The organism is Marinobacterium lacunae (assembly GCF_000705555.1).
Classification (GTDB): Bacteria; Pseudomonadota; Gammaproteobacteria; order Pseudomonadales; family Balneatricaceae; genus Marinobacterium_D; species Marinobacterium_D lacunae.
This window is the reverse complement of sequence record NZ_JMQN01000042.1, coordinates 1-16,144: the sequence shown is the minus strand read 5'-3', so window position 1 is coordinate 16,144 and position 16,144 is coordinate 1. Positions and strand designations below refer to the sequence as shown.

At 56.9% G+C, this 16,144-nt stretch carries 15 protein-coding genes; 5 read left to right on the top strand and 10 right to left on the bottom strand.

What is annotated here, in order from left to right:
• The coding region (locus ADIMK_RS22130; protein WP_036189693.1) for an immunoglobulin-like domain-containing protein at positions 1-1,673 on the top strand (1,673 nt) is incomplete at its 5' end.
• Between the two features lie 130 nt (positions 1,674-1,803).
• Here ADIMK_RS22130 and ADIMK_RS14405 read toward each other — a convergent pair.
• The 9 genes from ADIMK_RS14405 to rsxA form a co-directional block, all read right to left on the bottom strand.
• The gene (locus ADIMK_RS14405; RefSeq protein ID WP_036189691.1) at positions 1,804-2,481 is read right to left on the bottom strand and encodes a transglutaminase-like cysteine peptidase; all 678 of its coding nucleotides are present in this window, start codon (positions 2,479-2,481) and stop codon (positions 1,804-1,806) included.
• Positions 2,478-4,391 carry a bifunctional diguanylate cyclase/phosphodiesterase gene (locus ADIMK_RS14400; protein WP_036189689.1) on the bottom strand — a complete coding sequence of 638 codons (1,914 nt, stop codon included), beginning with the start codon at positions 4,389-4,391 and terminating at the stop codon, positions 2,478-2,480. The genes ADIMK_RS14405 and ADIMK_RS14400 overlap by 4 nt, the downstream gene beginning before the upstream one ends.
• A gap of 227 nt (positions 4,392-4,618) precedes the next feature.
• Positions 4,619-4,885 carry an RnfH family protein gene (locus ADIMK_RS14395; protein ID WP_036189688.1) on the bottom strand — a complete coding sequence of 89 codons (267 nt, stop codon included), beginning with the start codon at positions 4,883-4,885 and terminating at the stop codon, positions 4,619-4,621.
• Entirely contained in the window at positions 4,882-5,577 is a 696-nt protein-coding gene (locus ADIMK_RS14390; protein WP_036189686.1) for an electron transport complex subunit E, read from the bottom strand. The genes ADIMK_RS14395 and ADIMK_RS14390 overlap by 4 nt, the downstream gene beginning before the upstream one ends.
• On the bottom strand, positions 5,574-6,254 hold the full coding sequence (gene rsxG, locus ADIMK_RS14385; protein WP_197027540.1) for an electron transport complex subunit RsxG: 681 nt from the start codon (positions 6,252-6,254) through the stop codon (positions 5,574-5,576). Before rsxG ends, ADIMK_RS14390 begins: the two co-directional genes overlap by 4 nt.
• A 4-nt stretch (positions 6,255-6,258) precedes the next feature.
• Positions 6,259-7,320, bottom strand: a complete 1,062-nt coding sequence (locus tag ADIMK_RS14380; protein WP_036189685.1) for an RnfABCDGE type electron transport complex subunit D — start codon at positions 7,318-7,320, stop codon at positions 6,259-6,261.
• On the bottom strand, positions 7,317-8,846 hold the full coding sequence (gene rsxC / locus ADIMK_RS14375; RefSeq protein WP_036189698.1) for an electron transport complex subunit RsxC: 1,530 nt from the start codon (positions 8,844-8,846) through the stop codon (positions 7,317-7,319). Before rsxC ends, ADIMK_RS14380 begins: the two co-directional genes overlap by 4 nt.
• An 11-nt stretch (positions 8,847-8,857) precedes the next feature.
• Positions 8,858-9,382 (bottom strand): RnfABCDGE type electron transport complex subunit B, encoded by a 525-nt coding sequence (locus ADIMK_RS14370; protein ID WP_036189684.1) that lies wholly within the window; start codon positions 9,380-9,382, stop codon positions 8,858-8,860.
• A 28-nt stretch (positions 9,383-9,410) separates the two neighbouring features.
• Positions 9,411-9,983, bottom strand: coding sequence for an electron transport complex subunit RsxA (rsxA, locus tag ADIMK_RS14365; protein WP_036189679.1), 573 nt, complete (start codon positions 9,981-9,983; stop codon positions 9,411-9,413).
• A gap of 286 nt (positions 9,984-10,269) precedes the next feature.
• Between rsxA and nifL the strand changes: the two genes are divergently transcribed.
• A complete protein-coding gene (gene nifL / locus ADIMK_RS14360) occupies positions 10,270-11,853 on the top strand; it encodes a nitrogen fixation negative regulator NifL (RefSeq protein WP_051692979.1) in 1,584 nt (527 codons plus the stop codon).
• A gap of 10 nt (positions 11,854-11,863) precedes the next feature.
• Complete coding sequence (gene nifA / locus ADIMK_RS14355) at positions 11,864-13,462, top strand: nif-specific transcriptional activator NifA (RefSeq protein WP_036189677.1); 1,599 nt, start codon at positions 11,864-11,866, stop codon at positions 13,460-13,462.
• A gap of 9 nt (positions 13,463-13,471) precedes the next feature.
• Here the strand turns inward: nifA and ADIMK_RS14350 are convergent, their stop codons facing one another.
• Positions 13,472-14,179 carry an FMN-dependent NADH-azoreductase gene (locus tag ADIMK_RS14350; protein ID WP_036189666.1) on the bottom strand — a complete coding sequence of 236 codons (708 nt, stop codon included), beginning with the start codon at positions 14,177-14,179 and terminating at the stop codon, positions 13,472-13,474.
• Between the two features lie 99 nt (positions 14,180-14,278).
• On the opposite strand from ADIMK_RS14350, the gene ADIMK_RS14345 reads away from it, so the two are divergent.
• Complete coding sequence (locus tag ADIMK_RS14345; protein WP_036189663.1) at positions 14,279-15,160, top strand: LysR substrate-binding domain-containing protein; 882 nt, start codon at positions 14,279-14,281, stop codon at positions 15,158-15,160.
• A gap of 455 nt (positions 15,161-15,615) precedes the next feature.
• Positions 15,616-16,083, top strand: coding sequence for a hypothetical protein (locus ADIMK_RS14335; RefSeq protein ID WP_036189657.1), 468 nt, complete (start codon positions 15,616-15,618; stop codon positions 16,081-16,083).
• Positions 16,084-16,144 lie beyond the last annotated feature (61 nt).

Below are 16,144 nucleotides of genomic sequence, written 5' to 3'. Positions count from 1 at the left end.
ATGGCACCATCACCTACACCGCCAGCGTGGACAACGCACCGCAGGGCGCCTTCAGCGTGACCCTGGATAACGGTGTGGTGATCAACTTTGCAGACGGCTCGCTGACCGGCAGCTCCGACCCGCAGCCGGCGCAGGGTGAAGACCCGTACGTGGATGGAGGCAGCTTCAACGTCAGCATCGCCAGCACCTCCGGCGGCAACTACGAAGACCTGGATACCAGCGATACCGCGACGATCACCATCAACGACACCATCGACACCACCACGGTAACGCTGGATGACGTGACCGTGTCGGAAGATGGCACCATCACCTACACCGCCAGCGTGGACAACGCACCGCAGGGCGCCTTCAGCGTGACCCTGGATAACGGTGTGGTGATCAACTTTCTGGACGGCCAGACGAGCGGTAGTTCAGTTGCTCAGCCGGCTCAAGGCGAAGATGTTTACATTGATGCAGAGAGCTTCAACGTCAGCATCGCCAGCACCTCCGGCGGCAACTACGAAGCGCTGGATACCAGCGACACCGCGACCGTCACCATCAACGATACCATCGACACCTCGACCGTAACGCTGACCGCTACACCGTCAGTCAATACTGGTGACACCATCACCTACACGGCTACCGTGAGTGCAATGCCGCTGACCACAGCTCTGGTGTTGACCATCGTGGATGAGAACAGCGTTGAGCTGGGTACTATCACCATCAACCCGGGTGAAACTTTCGGTACGTTGGATGTGGCTGCTCCTGAAACTGCTGATACCAGCTACGATGCTTCCATCAGCGCAGCGAACGGTGGTGAGTATGAAGACTTGGATATCAGCGATACCGCGTCTACGGTGGTCTCCGAAACACCGGTGAGCTCGGCTCTGCTGATTACCAATACCAACGTCAATGTTCAGGAAGTGCGTGTCACCATTGCTTCTGAAGAGGGTTCAAACTCTACCGGGGTTGTGGAACCGACAGAGGTACAGGGACAGGAAGGCAGCGTGCTGGAGTTCCAGGATGATGTCGAATTCGTTGCGGGTGAAACCTATACCGTGACGATCGAGCATGTGTCTGGCGATCCGGTAATCCTGACTGATCTCTCTGTGAGCGATCAGCATGGCAATGTGCTTGATATCTTTGCGGGCAACGCCAAGCTGGAAACAGGCGACACCGGGTCGAATACCAACTTTGATGGCTACATCTTCAACGTGACGATCGGTGACAACTACGCCAGTGATCCGACGGATTACTCTGTCAGTGACCCAATCGGATACGAAGTGCTCAATGGTGTGCTCTCGCTCGATACCGAATCCAATAACAGTGAGTTTGTTCTCGACTTCTCTGAGCTCTCGCTCAACGGCGGAGAGAACTTGTTCGGGGATTCAGTAGAAACAATCGATATCTCCGGTAAAGGTACTGGTGAAGATAACGTCGTCTATCTTTCTGCTACCGATGTGCTGGAGCTGGGTGATGTAGGCGACAATATCATCAATCTGATTGGTGATGTCGATGATGTGGTGAATCTGGTTGACCAGGACGGTGCAGGCGCTGGTACCTGGACACAGACCGCTTCGGATGCGACAACTACTACCTACACGTACAGTGACGGTGTCACCGACTACGCAACTGTGGTGGTTGAAAACGATCTGACGACTGTTCTCAATACCAACTCTTTAGATAACAGCTGATCGTAGAGTAGCTACAAAAAGCCCAGACAATGTCTGGGCTTTTTTGTCTATAGTCAGTAGTGTATGAGGATAACGCTACGACTTATGGCGTCATATAGGTCGAATAAATTCCATCGCTAGACGAATGGCCTTACTGCTCAACCCTCCGCTGCAGATCCGTCCATAACCCCAGCTTTTCCGATCCACCCACTCGCTTACCTGTTCCTCGTTCCTTTGCCAGCCACAGTCCGTCACCGTTAAAGCTGTAAACGGGGACAAGGTCCTTGCGCTTGTTGGCCGGCAGGATTTCCGGGTTCAGGTTGTCGAGTACCAGTGGAATCGACCGCGGTTGCGGGAAGTAGGTGAGCACCATGTGTGCCTGATTCCAGTTCAGCGCCTTGACGTACATGATGCGCATGCGGTCGTCGGGAATGCCGAGTTCACGCAGTGAGAAGTACTTGGCGATGGCGTAATCTTCGCAGTCACCGCCAAATGTCGTCAGTTTCTCGAACGGTGTCGCCCAGTAGTCTTCCTTGTGCCAATGCACGATATCCGTGTAGTACGGCACAAGGTTGAAGAAGTCGTTCACCTCTTTGACCTTCTGCATTTCAGTCATGTTCTGATTGGTTTCAATCAGCTTCTTCAATGCATTGAGTCTCAGCACCGCTTTCTGGCCGAACTTTGCTTCAACCCGGTTGAGAAGCGCAGGGCTGAAATCCACCAGACTTTTTGCGCTGGCCGTTGTAGGCAGGCAGAGCAGGGCGCACAGGCCGAATCCGCAGAGCGTCCTGCGGGTTCGGCGCATGCGTGTGAGCAATGACGTTTTCATCGGCTGGCCGCTGTCAGTCCAATTTCGCGTACAGCCTGATAGTCGGCGTCGCTGGCGACCGACTCCGCGAGTATTCTCACGTTGAGCAACTCGCCCAACTCCTTCATCGCTTCGACCAGTCGGCGTTTCTCCGAGTCGTTACCGATGTTCTCGGTATAGATACGCGCCAGACGTATGTAGTCGAGGCGGAACTGCTTGAGATCATCCATGGCGATAAAGCGGCTTTCGAAGCGCTTGAGAATGATCCGCGCCCCGTTGCGATGGATGAAGTCGATGAAGCTTGCAAACGCTTTGATATCGCGTGTCGCGCCGTAGGCTGTCACGCTGAATACGAGGTGTCCGGCAATATCCTGATTGTCCTTCAACAGCTCATACAGTGCTGAGCGGAACTCGTTGCTGGCCAGCGCAGTGAACGACACGTTGACCGCGATATCGTGGTCGATCGCCTCAGTGCGGATACGCTTTATAACCTGTTCAACGATATGAAGGTCGAACTCGAGGATGCGGCCAAGGGTCTCGGCAACCGATATAAAGGTGCCGATCGGCAAGGCTTCGCCTTTCTCGTCGAGTACCCGTGACATCGCCTCTTCAAGTACCAGTTTGTCGCTTTCGTTGTCGGCCAGGCTGTAAGCCTTGATGCCGTAATCGATCTCGACACGCTTGTTATCGACAATGTCGCCAACCAGTCGCTTCCACTCGTCCATGCTGCGGGTGTTCGCACTGTACTCGGTGAACGCGAAGCTGTTCTGCCCGATCAGACGCGCCTTTTCATATGCTTCGGTTGCCGCCGATACCAGCTCGGCTGTTGTGCCTTGCGGATCGAAAGCGACACCGCCGATATGGGCTACGCTGGTCTTGTCGTACTGGGCACCCAATGCCGCCAGGCGTTTCAATACGGCTTCACAAAGCTGCTCGGCACTCTTCTGATTCTGGCAATCGGCGATCAGGATGAACTCCGAGCCAACGATGCGGTACAGGAAGTCGCCTGCGACACCCTGATCCTTGAGTGCTGCACGGGTTTCATCGACGAACTGCTTGATGAAGGCATCGACTTTCTCAGAGCTCAGGGTGGCCGCCAGTTTGCCCAGTTCATCAATGCGGATGATGAAGAGGTAGCCCTGCTGACGGGACATGAAGCGCTCTTTCATCTCGGTTTCGAACGTGGTGCGGGTTTCCAGTCCGGTCAGTTCGTCAACACGCAGGCGTTTGCCGGTCTCTTCAAGCCGGTTGTTCAAGTTGGTGATGACCTTCTCAATCTTGCCGGACATCAGGTTCATGGCATGGGCCACGTTTCGGATTTCGGTGGTCCAGGGCAGTTTGTCGATAGTAGCAAACTGGCCGTCGGCGATGCTCAATGCCAGTTTCTCGATCCGGCCAAGCGGGCTCAGTACGAATCGCAGCATCAAGAACAGCAGTACGATGAAAATTGTGAGGCTGATGGCGGCAAACAGCAGAGAATCTTTCGCCTGCTGCCAGAGTTTCAGATAACCAAGGCCCGGGTGAATGGTGACATACACCTTGCCGCCAACGACCCAACCTCCGTCAATTTCGGAATCGGCGGTGGCGGTTTCCATCGGCAGTAACTCTGTGAACCACTGCGGCACGTCTTCGAAGGTTTTGGGGTTGGTGCGCCGGACAAGCTCCTTACCATCCATGTTCTCTAGCAGAATCTCGAGGTAATACCCGCGGTCGAAGATGGTATTCACCATGGTGGCCAGAATGGTGTCGTCTTCGTCGAGAATATAGGGGCTTAGCGACAGGCCCAGCGATGTGGCCGTATCCTGCGCGTGGATTTCGGACTCCACCTGCAGGTAATCGCGAATATTGGTAAGACTGGTGTAAAAGTTGATCGTGAAGATGGCCAGGAACATGGCGGAGATCAACAGCAATAGCTGCTTGGACAGCGTCATCGAAAGACTCCCTTTTCAAAAACGGCCCTGCAGCCGAGCTGGGTTCGACCTGAATGGTCTGATTCGATACAAACTATAGCGCATGGATGACAGTCGCTTTATTGGACTGTGCACCGGATGGGGTCAGTTTAGGCGTAAATCGGAGACGAAGGAAGCGAGGGCAGGGTAAAGGGCAGGCTGGCTGAAAAAGCGGCTAACCTGCCGGGAAGGAGAGCAGGGGACAGTGTTCAGTCTTCTTCATCCTCGTCGTCATCCTCGTCCATGACGCGGGTGATTTTCCGGTAGATCTCCACGCGGTCACCATCGGCCAGCGGCGCATCGAGCTTACTTAACTTGCCAAAGATGCCGACCTTCTGGGTTTTGAGATTGATCTCGGGAAAGCGCTGCAGAATGCCCGACTGGATGATCGCATCCTCCACGGTGGCCTGATCGTCAACGCTCAGGTTGATCCACTCCTGCTTCTGCTTTCCCGAGTAGGCGACAGCAATTTTCATGCGGTGCCCTCCATTGCTGTGCCTGTCTGCTCATTGCGGATGCTCTCGCGTGCGGCGATTACCCGATCTGCCACCCGCTTGCCTGCGAGCATAAGGCCCAGACAGATAAAGCCGCCCGGGGGCAGAATAAGGAGCAAGGTGCCGCCATAGTTCGGGAACACGTCCATCTCGATCACCGAAGCCCAGTGTCCGAGCAGAAGGGAGGCGTCTGCGAACAGCGTGCCCGAGCCGAAGAACTCGCGAATGGCGCCGAGCACGACCAGTACCCAGGTAAACCCGACCCCCATGGCGAACCCGTCGAACAAGGAAGGTGCGACGCGGTTTTTCGATGCAAAACTCTCGACGCGACCAAGGATGGCGCAGTTGGTAACGATCAGAGGAATGAACAGCCCCAGCACCTTGTACAGCTCATGCATCCAGGCGTTGAGGAACATGTCGACCATTGTCACCATGGCGGCAATCAGCACAATGAAGACCGGTATACGCACCTGAGGGGTGATAATCCCCCTGAGCATCGATACCAGCATGTTTGAAAACAGCATCACGACCAGTGTGGCAAGCCCCATGCCCAGTCCGTTGCTGGCGGTTGTTGTGACCGCCATGAGCGGGCACAACGCCAGCATCTGGCTCAGTACAACGTTGTTGTGCCAGAGCCCCTCGCTCCAGATCTCTCTATAAGATGTCGTACTCATGGTTGCGCCTCCACTGTATCGGCATTCAGATCGTTAACCGCGCTCTGAAGGTGGACCTTTTGCTGTTCGAACACCTTCAAGCCTTCGTAAACAGCACCGACTACGGCACGGGGTGTGATGGTTGCGCCCGTGAACTGGTCAAAACGGCCGCCATCCTTTTTTACCGCCCACTCTTTCACGGGGGTGTTGTTCAGTGAGAATCCATTGAACCCCTCGACCCAGTCGTTCTTCGCAATCTCGATCTTGTCGCCCAGTCCCGGGGTTTCGGCATGTTTTACCGTGCGCACGCCGGTGAGTTCTCCATCGGCGTTAACGCCAATGATCAGCACGATGGTGCCGCTGTACCCGTTATGGGTGACCACTTCATAGGCGGCACCTGTCAGTGTGCCTGCCTTGCTGGCCAAAAAGACGGTGGGGTCGCCGCCGAACGGGTTGCCTTCAAGCGTGGTGGTTGTTTCCAGCGGATTGTTGTCATAAAGGCTATGCGGCAGCACCTGGCTGAGCATCGCGGCGCGGTCTTCATCGAAGCGTGCCTTGATGTCGTCACGGGTGCCGTGCTCGCCCATCATCAAAATGATGCTGACCAGCATGGCAATGCCGCCAAGCAGGCCCGCCTGATAGCCGATTCCACGGGTGTAACTGGGAATCAGCGGGGTGGTTGTCATACCGTGATTCATCGGGCTACTCCTTGGATTTGAGCGGCTTGCCGGTGTAGCTGTAGCCGTAGATACGCGGACGGAAATAGCGATCGATAATCGGCGTTAGCGCGTTCATGAACAGCACCGCAAACCCAACAGCCTCAGGGAACGAGCCCCAGCTACGGATAATGAACGTGACACAGGCGACGCCTGCCCCGAACACCAACTGTCCGCTGGAGGTGGTGGGGGAGGTGACCATATCGGTGGCGATAAAGAACGCGCCCAGCAAGGCGGCACCTGAGAGCAGGTGAAAGCTGGCCGGCTCGAAGCGCTCGGGGTGAATCAGGTTGAAGACAAACGCCAGTACAGCCAGTGTGCCGAGCATTGAAACCGGTATATGCCAGCTGATAACACGCTTGTAGAGCAGAAACAGCCCGCCGAGCAGAATCAGCAGTGCCGAGGTTTCGCCAAGGCTGCCCCGCATGTTGCCGGTGAAGGCGTTCAGGGTATCGAATACCTGGGGCATCGATTCCGTCACTGGAATACTCATGGTCAATGCCGTCTTCACATACCCCAGCGCCGAGGCGCCGGTGATGCCATCGGGTATGGGCAAAAGACCGGCCGTAATCATGAGGCTGTCGATTACGCCAGGCGCGGCTGCGCTGGTAATCGGTGTGGGGGCTACCCAGGTGGTCATCTCCACCGGGAAGGATATGAGCAGCCCAATACGTGCCAGCATTGCTGGGTTGAACAGGTTCTGGCCGAGCCCGCCGTAGAGATGCTTGCCGATGACGACGGCGAACAGGGTGCCCACCAATGCAATCCACCAGGGTGCCCAGGGCGGCAGGGTCATCGCGATGAGCCAGCCGGTGAGCAGTGCCGAGCCATCGGTACAGGGTTTGAGTGAGCGTCCGGCCAGCTTAAGGCAGGCCGCTTCACTTAATACCGCGGTAGCCAGACACAGCAGGAACAGATAGATCGCCGGCCAGCCGAACAGGTAAAGGCCGTAGAGCGTGGCTGGAAGCAGGGCGGCGCACACCAGCAACATGGTGCGCTGTACCGAACTTCGGTTATGGGCATGGGGGGAGGAGATCAACTGATTCATGATCCGCTTTCCTCGCTGGTTTGCGCCGCCTCGGCGGCCTGTTGGCGGGCTTTCTCAGCCTTGGCGCGCTCTTTTGCTTCTTTCGCCGCTTGGGCCTTTGCCGCCTTGGCGGCTTTTGCTGCGGCTTTTTCCGCCTCTTCACGCTCTTTTCGTTGCTTGCGTGCTTCGGCAAGCGACTTGGTCAGCTCGCCCTTGCGCGCCTGTTCACGCTGGCTGCTGAGTTCACCCTTGGCGAACTGGAAATAGTGCACCAGCGGAATATGCGAGGGGCAGACATACGCGCACGAGCCGCACAGGATGCAATCGCGCAGGCCAAACTCCCGGGCGCCTTCAAAGTCGTCACCCTTGGCGTGGCGCGCCATCTCCAGCGGCACCAGCCCCATGGGGCAAGCTGCCACACAGCTGCCACAACGGATGCAGGGTGAGGCTTCGGTTTTGCTGATCTCGGGGCTTGCCAGTGCCAGAATGCCGCTAGCCCCCTTGGTGATCGGCACGTCGGTGGTGTGCAGGATCTGGCCCATCATCGGGCCGCCCATCACGACACGCGACGGTGCTTCGGTCAGGCCCCCGCACTCCTCAAGCATCCAGCTGATCGACGTGCCGAGCAGTACCTCTACGTTCTGCGGCTGTTCTATGCACTGCCCGGAGACGGTCACAACGCGGGAGATCAGCGGTTGATGCTCATACAGCGCCTGATGCACGGCGTAGGCGGTGGCCACGTTGTGGACCAGCGCGCCAACATCCGAACTGCGCCCGCCAGCGGGTACCTCGCGGCCCATGATCGCCTGAATAAGCTGCTTGGCAGAGCCCATCGGATAGCGTGTCGGAATCGGTTGAACCAGCACATCGGAGTAGGGTGTTGCGGCCTCTTCCATGGCTGCAATTGCCTCGGGCTTGTTGTCCTCAATACCTGCAACGATGCGTTTGGCGCCGATGGCGCGCTGGATAAGCCGGGCACCGGAGATAATCCCTTCGGCGCGTTCGCGCATCAGCATGTCATCGCAGGTGAGGTAGGGCTCGCACTCGCTGCCGTTGAGGATCAGTGTGTCGATCTTCTGGCGTGCGCCGGACTTGAGCTTGAGTGCGGCGGGGAAGGTTGCCCCGCCGAGCCCGACGATACCGGCCTGATCGACGCGATCGGCAATCTCGCTCGGCGACAGCGTCATCGGGTCGACGGTATCGGACAGTGCTAACGGCGTATCCAGGCCATCGCTTTCAAGGGTGATGGCCAAGGTGCCCAGTTGGGACGGGTGAGGGGCCGTGACCTCGCCGATGGCGATGACCACGCCGGAGGTCGGCGCGTGCAGTGATGCACAGACATCCTCGCCGCTGGAGGTGGCCAACAGCTCCCCTTTCTTTACCGACTGCCCGACACTGACAACAGGCTCCGCGGGCTTGCCTGCGTGTTGGCGCAGCGGCAGATACAGAAAAGGGGGAATGCCCAGTGTCGTGATCGGCTGGCCAGTGCTTTGTGCCTTGCGCTCTTCGGCGTGCACGCCGCCGCGAATCTTGAGTTTATTGAACATATAAGTGCCACTCACGCTGCTGCGGGTTTAGGCCAGTGCCAGGTATCCAGCGTCTCCTGTTCGGGGCGCATGGCGATGCAGTCTTCAGGACATGCATCCAGACACTTTTCGCAGCCTGTGCAGGCATCGGCAAAGACCGCGTGTATCTGCTTGTTGGCTCCCAGAATGGCGTCGGTGGGGCATACCCTGTAACAGCGGCAGCAGCCGGTACACAACGACTCATCGATGGCGGCGATCATCGCCTCGCTGGCCATGCCGGAGAGATCCACACTAACGCCCAGCTTTTCCGCCAGGGCCTGAGCCAGAGAGCGGCCCCCCGGCGGGCAGCAGGTGACCTGTGCCTCGCCATTGACCATCGCCTCGGCGGCACCGCCGCAGCCGGTAAACCCGCACTGGCCGCAGTGGGTTCCGGGCAGCATCGACTCGACCTCTTTGACAATCGGGTTCTCCTCGACGGCAAACACCTTGTCGGCGTAGCCGAGCATCAGCCCCAGTGCGAGGCCCAGCAGGGTGAGAACAGCAACGGCAGTAATCATGATCCGATTCTCCTTGTCCCGGGCAGGCTTACACGAGGCCGCCAAAGCCCATGAAAATCATCGACAGCAGTCCTGCTGTCACCAGTCCGACCGGTGCACCGGCAAAGGTGGCCGGAACATCGGACAGCGCCAGTCGCTCGCGCAGACCGGCAAAAATGATCAGCACCATCGAAAAACCGATCGATGCGCCAAACCCGTACACAACGCTCTCGATGAAGTTGAGCCCCTCCTGAACGTTAAGGAGCGCAACCCCGAGCACCGCACAGTTGGTGGTAATCAGCGGCAGGAAAATACCCAGTGTCTGATGCAGCAGCGGGCTGGTTTTCTTCACCATCATCTCGGTGAACTGCACCACGGCAGCGACCACCAGAATGAACGAAATGATGCGCAGAAACTGAAGCCCAAGCGGCTCAAGCAGGTAGTACTCCATCAGCCAGCTAGTCACGCAGGAGAGCGTCAGCACAAAGGTTGTGGCCAGCCCCATTCCGGTTGCGGTGCTGAACTTGTTGGATACGCCCATCAGCGGGCACAGGCCAAGGAACTTGACCAGCACCACGTTGTTCACGAGGACGGTGCCGATAAGCAGGGTGATCAATTCCATAGCGCGCAAACCTCCCCAAATACGGACGATGGATCGTTGGCTAGGATCTGCACCAAGCGTGCCACGCCTAATTGATTGATAAATAAGGAATCATGAGGAAGGGGTGGTGTGTGAATGATGACAATGTTGGCTTTGTGACAGATCGGTGCAGGCGTGCACTCTTATGTGTCAGCAATCCGACATTCACCCCTGTAAGTGTGTGGATTTATCTCTATATATAGGCATATCTGCCCGTGGCGCAGTAATTGCACCGGCTCGGTATCCCGTCATCTGAGGAGCTGAGATCATGGTGAAAGAGGTACAGCCTGACCTTGCGGATGAAATGCCGGTTGTCGATAAGGGCGAACTACTCGAAGGGTTGCCCGCCAGCGTCTTTTTTCAGGCCGTAGAGCACTCGCCGGTCGCCATCTCAATAACTGATCTGCACGCCAATATTCTCTACAGCAACCGTGCCTTCACCAAAGAGACCGGATACGAGTCCAGCGAAGTGCGTGGTCGAAACGAGTCGGTGCTGTCCAATCGCAACACCCCGCGTCTGGTGTATGACGCCCTCTGGGGGCGGTTGAAGCAACAGAAGCCCTGGTCGGGTGTGCTCGTCAATCGACGCAAGGATGGTAAGCGCTATCTGGCGGAGCTGATGGTGGCGCCGGTGCTGGATGACGAAAACCAGCCGATCCACTATCTGGGCATGCACCGCGACGTCACCGAGCTCTACTCGCTTGAACAGCGGGTGCAGAACCAGAAGGCGATGATCGAAAAAGCGGTCAACGCCGCCAATGTGGCGATGGTACTGCTCGATGAAGAGGAGCAGATTGTCCTTGATAACCTGGCCTACAAGACACTGGCCACCGACATGTCACCGCAGGAGCCCAGCCATGTGATCCTGCGGGCGCTGCGCGATGAGTTGGGGGACCGCTTCAACGCCATCCGCGAGCGCGGGCTTGGCTTCAACGACCATGAAATCCGCCTGGATATCGGTAAAAACCGCTCGCCGCGCTGGTTCTCGGTCGATGGCAGTATGATCGCAATTGGCGACGAGACGGCGGACTCCTTCTTCGCCCAGCCCGAGCGGCACTACCTGATGCTGGTGATTAACGATGTCACCGAACTTCGCCGTCGCCAGCACGCCGAGCAGATGAACGCGCTCAAGCTGCTGATCGCCGAAGAGGAGGCGCTGCAAAGCATGCGCGAAGCACTTAACGGCGCGCTGTACCAGTTTCAACGCCCGCTCAACCTGATGAACGCCGCGGTGCGTATGCTTGAGCAACGCAAAGGCGACGAACACGCCCTGACCGAACAGGTGATTTCGGCGTTGAAAGAGGCGATCACCGCCGGAAATGAAGCGCACGAGACTCTTGAACGCGCCGTGCCCAAGGAGCATCCGGGGGTCAAGAGCGCGATCAACATGAACGAGCTGCTGCGCAACGTGCTGGAGCTGTGTACCGCCGATCTGCTCAAGCACGGCGTGCTTGTCGACTGGCACCCCCCGCTGCACATGCCGGCGCTGATCGGTTTTGAAAGCCGGCTGCACAGCCTGTTCAAGCAGTTGGTCGACAACGCCATTGAGGCGATGGCCGCTAGCAAGGCTTCACGCCGCGAACTGAGCATCGTGGCCCGTATTGAAAGCGGCGAGGTGGTGGTGACCATCTCCGACACCGGCCCTGGCATATCGGAAGAGCATCGCACCCGCGTATTCGAGCCGTTCTTCAGCACCAAGCCGCACACCAATCAGGGCGCGGCCTACGGCATGGGGCTGACTATCGTGCAGGAGATCGTCGCCGAGCACTTGGGCACCGTTTACGTGGATCCGCAGTACAGCGAAGGGTGCAGGGTGTGCGTACATCTGCCGCTGAACGCCGAGCGGGGTTGAGGAGGTGATGATGAATTCTCCAGGAATCTTTACGCCGCGTAATCGTTCGGAGCTGCTTGATCGACAGCTCAGTGTGCTCAGCATTGTCTGCCGTACCCTGACCCGTTCGCTCGACCTCAATGCCAGCCTCAATGAACTGCTCAAGGTGCTGCATATGGAGGGCGGCATGAAGCACGGGCTGGTCGCGCTGATGGACCCGGAGCTGGGCGAGCTGTGCGTCAGTGCCGTACACAGCAGCTCCGAGATGGTTCAGCAGGCTAAGAATGCCGTGCGCTATCGCCGTGGTGAGGGCATCATCGGCTCGATCCTGCAAAGCGGAACGCCGGTGGTGCTGATGAAGCTGGCCTCTGAACCCAAGTTTCTGGACCGGCTGGCCCTCTATGACTGGGAGGCACCCTTTATCGGTGTGCCATTGAAGGACCAAAGCGGCGAGGTGATCGGCGTGCTCAGCGCGCAGCCTGCCTCCGAGCTTGAGGAGTTTCTTTCCGACGAGTCCCGCTTTATGGAGATGGTCGCCAACCTGATTGTGCAAGCGGTGCGGTTGCTGGCACAGGTGCAGCACCAGCAGCGCAGCCTCACCGACGAGCGCGACGAACTGCGCCGCACGGTGCGGGGCAAGTTCGGATTCGACAACCTGATGGTCGGGCATACGACACCGATGAAGCAGGTGTTCGATCAGGTGCGACGCGTCGCCAAGTGGGACACCACCGTACTGATACGGGGTGAGTCCGGCACCGGTAAAGAGTTGGTGGCCTGTGCAATCCATTACAACTCGCCCAAGGCCCACAACAGCTTTGTGCGGCTGAACTGCGCGGCGCTGCCTGAAAACCTGCTGGAATCCGAACTGTTCGGGCACGAGAAGGGCGCCTTCACCGGCGCTGTAAAGATGCGCCAGGGCCGGTTTGAGCAGGCCGATGGCGGTACGCTGTTTCTCGACGAGATCGGTGAGATCTCGCCGCTGTTTCAGGCCAAGCTGCTGCGCGTGTTGCAGGAGGGGGAGTTCGAGCGCGTCGGCGGCAACAAGACGATACGCGTGAACGTGCGCATCGTGGCGGCAACCAACCGCGACCTCGAGCATGAGGTGCGTGCCGGCAATTTCCGTGAAGACCTCTACTACCGCCTCAACATCATGCCGATAAACCTGCCGGCGCTGCGTGATCGCAAGGCGGATATTCCCGAGTTGTGCGGCTTCCTGCTTGACAAACTGTCGAAGAATCAGGGGCGAAAGCTCAGCATCACCGATTCTGCCGTACGCATCCTGATGGGCCACAGCTGGCCCGGTAACGTGCGGGAACTGGAGAACGTGCTCGAACGTGCTGCGATCATGACCGAAGATGGCGAGATTGACCCGTCTACGTTGTCGTTGCAGGGGCTGGATACGCCTCGCCCCAGCATGACACCGGCACCGATGATGTCGGTACAACCCTCGCTGCCAACTGACGCGGGACGCCCACTGGACGACCCGGACCTTGATGAGCGCGAACGGGTGGTGGCAGCACTGGAGCAGGCCGGTTGGGTGCAGGCGAAGGCGGCAAGGCTGCTTAATATGACCCCCCGCCAGATCGCCTACCGCATCCAGACCATGAATATCGACGTTAAAAAGATCTAGCCACTCGCCTCAGCACTGCTCCAGCGACACCGGGGCAGTGCTTGCCGAAGCCTGACGATGTGCCAGAGCCCTTGCCAGAGCATCGACCGCCTGCTGTGCCTGCTCGATTGAGGTGTGGTGCCGCGCGTCACCAAACTCCTGATACTCGATTCGAACCTCATGGAAGGTTTCAACACCCAGATACTTACCCAGAGTGCGCACGTGGGGCCCCAGGTGGTTCATCGTTTCCCGTATCTCACCCGGCCCGAAGCCGAACTCGCCACAGGATGTCAGCAATACCAGCGTCTTGCCCGACAGCAACGGGGCTAAAGGAAAATCGCCCCGTTCCAGATCGAAGTCGAAGGTTTTGTTAACCCGGACAACCTGATCAAACCACGCCTTCAAACTGGCAGGCATGCCGTAGTTGTACATCGGGCTCGAGATCACAATCAGATCGGCGCGCTCCAGCTCTGCTATCAGCTGATCCGAGGTATCAAGGAGTATGTGTTGATCGACCGTGCGTGAGGCTTCCTGGGTGAACACCGCCGCCAGCCAGTTGCGGTCGATAAACGGTGGTGGAGCGCTGCCGACATCTCTACAGGTGATAAAAGTTGATTCATCATAGCGGCCGTAGGCATCACAAAAGCGTTCGGCCAACGCCCTTGAAAGTGAGCGATGAGTGGCGTTCTCAGTGTCCAATGTACGCATGCTGGCGTCTATTCTAAGAATATTGGTCATGACGGTTCCCCGTTTGATCAGTGGATGACAGAGGCCATTCTGTGTACCGTTGAAGCTACTGACAAAGGGTGATTTTGCAGCTATAGATGAGCAAAAGTTATGCATGATGCGCTGATGAATCTTAACGGGATACGGGTGTTTGAGGCAGCTGCGCGATTGGGCAGCTTTAAACTGGCCGCCGAAGCGCTCTGTATCACACCAACGGCGGTGTCGCACCAGATCCGAAACCTCGAGTCGCGGCTGGATGTTGCGCTGTTCGAGCGGGGCGTGAGGCAGGTGCGGTTGACGGCCGCAGGCACCATTCTGGCGGAAGCTGCGCAAACTTCGCTGCAAACACTCGCCGCGGCATTTGACCGGATCGGCCGGGAGGGGAAGCAACTGACAGTCAGCACCACTGCCTCTTTTGCAGCGCTGTGGCTGGTGCCGCGTCTGGAAGGGTTCAGCCGATTGCACCCGGAGCTGGAGGTATTCCTACAAACCGGTGAGCGGCCACTCGATTTAAAGCGAGAGGCGCAGGTGGATATCGCCATTCGGTATGGCGTACCGCCGCAGCCAGAGGCAACACTGTTGCTGCAGGAGTCGTTCGGCTTCTACGCCACCGAGCAGGTAATTGCGCGCATCGAGGCGGGTGAGCCGGTGCGGGCGCTGGAAACAACATGGAAGAACACCGACCTGCCGGCAATCGGCGTTGCGCAGTGGCGCGAGCAATACGGCGAGAGCATCAAGGTAGCGGGTATCACACGACACAATCAGGAGATGCACGTAACACAGGCCGCGCTGGCCGGTCAGGGCGTTGCATTTCTCAGTAGCCTGATGGCGGAATCCGCCGTTGAACATGGCTGGCTGAGGCCTGTGAAACCTCAATGCACAATAACCGGCATGGGCTATTACCTCGTCATCGGGTCCGGTGCCGAAACCCGCCCCCGGGTATGCGCGTTTAAAGATTGGCTTGAATCCGAGCTGCGTACTGACGCCGTGTGAAAGAAAGGGCATCAGTTGGGCCGATTCAAGACGCCAAATACCTATTTGAAGCTGGAAGCAGCTTCTGAAATGGGGCAGTGTCAAACCATTAGGGGCAGGGTGTCGCAGCCGCTGCACACAGCCTTTCACATCTATACGTATGCGCGTTTTTCACGGAGGAGAAATGGCAGTATCGAATATCTTTTTCTTTTCAAATAGTTGCGAGATTTCTTCGGGCGAGCAGATGCACGTAAAGGGGCATCAAGAGATGTCATACCTTTTTGGCAGGCTGAAGGCGAGCAGGTATACCTTTCTAACCGGGTGGAAAACGTTTGAGCTTGTGAAAAGCTTTTTATATCAATGGATTGGAATACCTGAAAGTGGAACAAGGTTAATTAAAAGGTAAACATTATAAAAACTATTATAAGGTCGAAGACCTTATAATTGAGCTGTTAGCAACCCAAAGGGATAGAGGCATGGATAACCTTTATATTTACATAACGCCTTTTGTTGGCCTATTTGGTATCTTTATAGGCGCATTTCTACAAGCCTATTTAGCTAAGAAAAATCATACACTTAATAATCTTTCAGAATTTCAAAACAAAGCATATGCTGATTTTTTAAAGGCGGCCTCTTCTATAGCAGTAGCTCAGCGTTCAGGGGAGAGAGACAAGGTTAACTCAGAGCTAGGTAACTTGGCAGATGCCAAAGCGAGAATATGCACGTATGGCCATTCTGTTGTGATTCATCATCTGGCAGAGTTTATGCGTGCTGGAGGGACTCTCCAGACTGAAAGGGAAATATTATCTTTTACTAAGTTGTGTATTACTATTAGAAATAAAGTAGGGATGAATCAAGATGGTATTATGTCAACTGATATTTCCCAGTTATTATTCAGTGTTGATGTGAAGGATACACCAACACCGGGAAGGAAAAATTGCTAACAAGTGACTGTGGTGTCCAGTCATAATATTTAGGCTGTTTTTTCACACCAGCGCTCCTCGT